This window comes from Bacillus sp. JJ1474, from assembly GCF_036965225.1.
Lineage (GTDB): Bacteria > Bacillota > Bacilli > Bacillales > Cytobacillaceae > Cytobacillus.
In genome coordinates, this window is sequence record NZ_JBALPC010000334.1 from 1 (window position 1) to 2920 (window position 2920).

3 protein-coding genes are annotated in these 2920 nt (G+C 37.7%); 2 read left to right on the forward strand and 1 reads right to left on the reverse strand.

Annotated features, from left to right (window positions below; genetic code table 11):
* The first annotated feature begins 352 nt into the window (after window positions 1–352).
* Window positions 353–1666 carry a DEAD/DEAH box helicase gene (locus V7164_RS25470; protein WP_335355629.1) on the forward strand — a complete coding sequence of 438 codons (1314 nt, stop codon included), beginning with the start codon at window positions 353–355 and terminating at the stop codon, window positions 1664–1666.
* Window positions 1667–1692: 26 nt separating this feature from the next.
* A complete protein-coding gene (locus V7164_RS25475; RefSeq protein WP_335348197.1) occupies window positions 1693–2586 on the forward strand; it encodes a deoxyribonuclease IV in 894 nt (297 codons plus the stop codon).
* Between the two features lie 69 nt (window positions 2587–2655).
* Here V7164_RS25475 and V7164_RS25480 read toward each other — a convergent pair whose 3' ends face one another.
* Complete coding sequence (locus V7164_RS25480; RefSeq protein WP_335355630.1) at window positions 2656–2910, reverse strand: DUF2624 domain-containing protein; 255 nt, start codon at window positions 2908–2910, stop codon at window positions 2656–2658.
* Window positions 2911–2920 lie beyond the last annotated feature (10 nt).

Consider the following 2920-nt stretch of genomic DNA (forward strand, 5'->3'; position numbering starts at 1 on the left):
CCGCCGCCCAGACTCATTTGCGGTGGTCCACCCGGTCCCCTAAACCCTCCTCCAGCCATGGGGGGGAAGGGTCCCATTGGCGGGCGGGAAGGCATTTGATTCCTGTAAGGCTGCGGAGAAAATCCCCCGCGAAAAGGCGCCCCTGGTCCTTGAATCATAACATGACCTCCTAACTAATCTCTTTTAGTATTAAACTATGCGTAATTTACAAAATGGTTTTTGGACTTTTTTTCATAAATAGGTAAATATAAAGTTAAAATGATGTTTGAAGAAGGTATATGTGGTTATTTCATGCAAATTTTATTATAATAACAGGATGATTACATGAATCGACAAATGAGGAGCTATATAAATGATGGATAATAAGTTTGAACGATATGATTTTAAGACATTTATTTTGGAAGCGGTGAAGGATTTAGGCTTTTATGAGCCAACTGAAATCCAAGAAAGATTATTTCCGACTGTGTTAAAAGGTGAAAGTGCAATCGGCCAATCACAAACTGGGACCGGAAAAACGCATGCCTATATTTTACCAATATTACAAAAGGTAAAGTCTGAAAATCAGGAGGTACAAGCAGTCATAACTGCACCTACAAGAGAGCTGGCTACCCAAATCTATCATGAAATTCTAAAGGTAACAAAGCATTGCCAAGAGGGACAAGACATATCAGCCCGCTGTTATGTCGGTGGAACTGATAAGCAGAGATCGATTGAAAAATTACGAACTCAGCCACATATTGTTGTCGGAACTCCTGGAAGAATTAACGATTTGATTAAGGAACAAGCCTTATTTGTCCATACAGCCAATATGCTTGTAGTAGACGAAGCGGATCTTATGCTTGATATGGGTTTTATCGAGGATGTGGATCAAATCGCAGCAAGAATGCCTGAAAAGCTGCAGATGTTGATTTTTTCCGCGACCATTCCAGAAAAATTAAAGCCATTTTTAAAAAAGTATATGGAAAATCCAAAATACATTCAAATCGAACCTGAACAAGTAACAGCAGCCAAAATAGAGCATTGGATTATGCCATCCCGCCATCGCAATAAAGATAAGCTTGTTCATGATGCATTAATGGTATTCAACCCCTATTTAGCTATCGTTTTTACAAATACGAAGAAAATGGCAGATGAAGTGGCTGATTCCTTAATTAAAAAAGGATTAAAAGTGGGACGTATTCACGGGGATCTTAATCCTCGTGAGCGTAAAAAAATGATGAAACAAATTAAAGATTTGGAATTCCGATATATTGTTGCCACTGATTTAGCCGCTAGAGGGATCGATATTCAAGGCATCAGTCATGTTATTAACTATGAATTGCCTTCTGATTTAGATTTTTATATTCACCGTGTTGGGAGAACAGCCCGTGCAGGCAATTCTGGTATTGCACTTACCATTTATGATACATCCGATGAGGATGCACTAAATCGTCTTGATAAAATGGGGATCGATTTCCGACACGTTGATCTTCAAAAAGGGGAATGGGCAGATTTAGGCAAGAGAAATAAGCGCAAAAGCCGCAAGAAGCAGGCAGACGAAATCGATAAACAAGCACAGTCTATTGTTCAAAAGCCTAAAAAGGTAAAGCCAGGATATAAAAAGAAAATGCAATCTGAAATAGAAAGCTTCAAAAAACGCCAAAAAAGATTACAGCGTAAAAAATAGATAACAAAGGGAGAGAGGAAGCCATTATGTTGAAAATAGGTTCACACGTATCGATGAGTGGAAAGGACATGCTCCTAGCTGCCAGCAAGGAAGCGGTATCCTATGGATCAAATACGTTTATGATTTATACAGGAGCACCTCAAAATACGAGAAGAAAAAAAATCGAGGATTTGAATATTGAAGCAGGCCTTAAGCATATGGAGGCAAATGGTATATCTGATATTATTGTCCATGCACCTTATATTATTAATATTGGAAATACCGAAAATCCGAATACTTTTGAGTTAGGAGTTAATTTTTTAAGAACAGAAATTGATCGTACAGAGGCAATCGGGGCAAAACAAATTGTATTGCACCCAGGCGCTCACGTTGGTGCGGGGACAGAGGCTGGAATTAAAAAAATTGTTGAAGGGCTAAACGAAGTATTAAATGGAGACGAAAAGGTTCAAATCGCTCTTGAAACGATGGCAGGCAAAGGTTCCGAATGTGGAAAATCATTTGAAGAATTAGCAATGATTATAGACGGGGTTCATTACAATGATCATCTTTCAGTCTGTTTTGATACTTGTCATATACATGATGCCGGCTATAATATTGTTGAAGACTTTGATGGGGTTTTAGAACAATTTGATCGTATTATTGGGCTGGACCGTTTAAAGGTATTGCATATTAACGATAGTAAAAATGAGCGCGGAATGCGTAAGGACCGTCATGAGAATATAGGCTTTGGCCATATCGGCTTCAAAGCGTTAAATTATATCGTCCATCATCCACAGTTGAAAGACATTCCAAAAATTCTTGAGACGCCTTTCGTGGGAGAGGACAAAAATAATAAAAAAGCCCCTTATAAATATGAAATTGCTATGCTGAAAGCCCAAGAATTTAACGATAATCTTCAGGACATCATTATGCAGGGATAACTGATTAATAAATTAAAAAAAGCTGTGAAATCATTCGCAGCTTTTTTTAATGGAAAAATAAATCTTAGGTTATTTTGTAAGCTGAATAAACAATTGGTTAACTTGTCTAGCCGTTTCTGGACCAGCAAGTCTTGCGATATCCTTAATTAATTTAGAACGCTCGGCATCATTAAAAATATTAATGCTTTTTCCACGCAGATAAGCTGCGATTTTACTCGCTTGCTGCTTTGTAATTGAGATTTGGAATTGGTCTCCATATTTTAATAATTCATCGGCAGTAATATTGCTTATTTTATGATTGATGATATTTTCAAAGATCTTCATCTCTCATCAC

What these genes read in the sequence shown, in the direction of transcription:
- V7164_RS25470 (WP_335355629.1), top strand. Translation starts at nt 353, where the DNA reads ATGATGGATAATAAGTTTGAACGATATGATTTTAAGACATTTATTTTG.
- V7164_RS25475 (WP_335348197.1), top strand. Translation starts at nt 1,693, where the DNA reads ATGTTGAAAATAGGTTCACACGTATCGATGAGTGGAAAGGACATGCTC.
- V7164_RS25480 (WP_335355630.1), bottom strand. Translation starts at nt 2,910, where the DNA reads ATGAAGATCTTTGAAAATATCATCAATCATAAAATAAGCAATATTACT.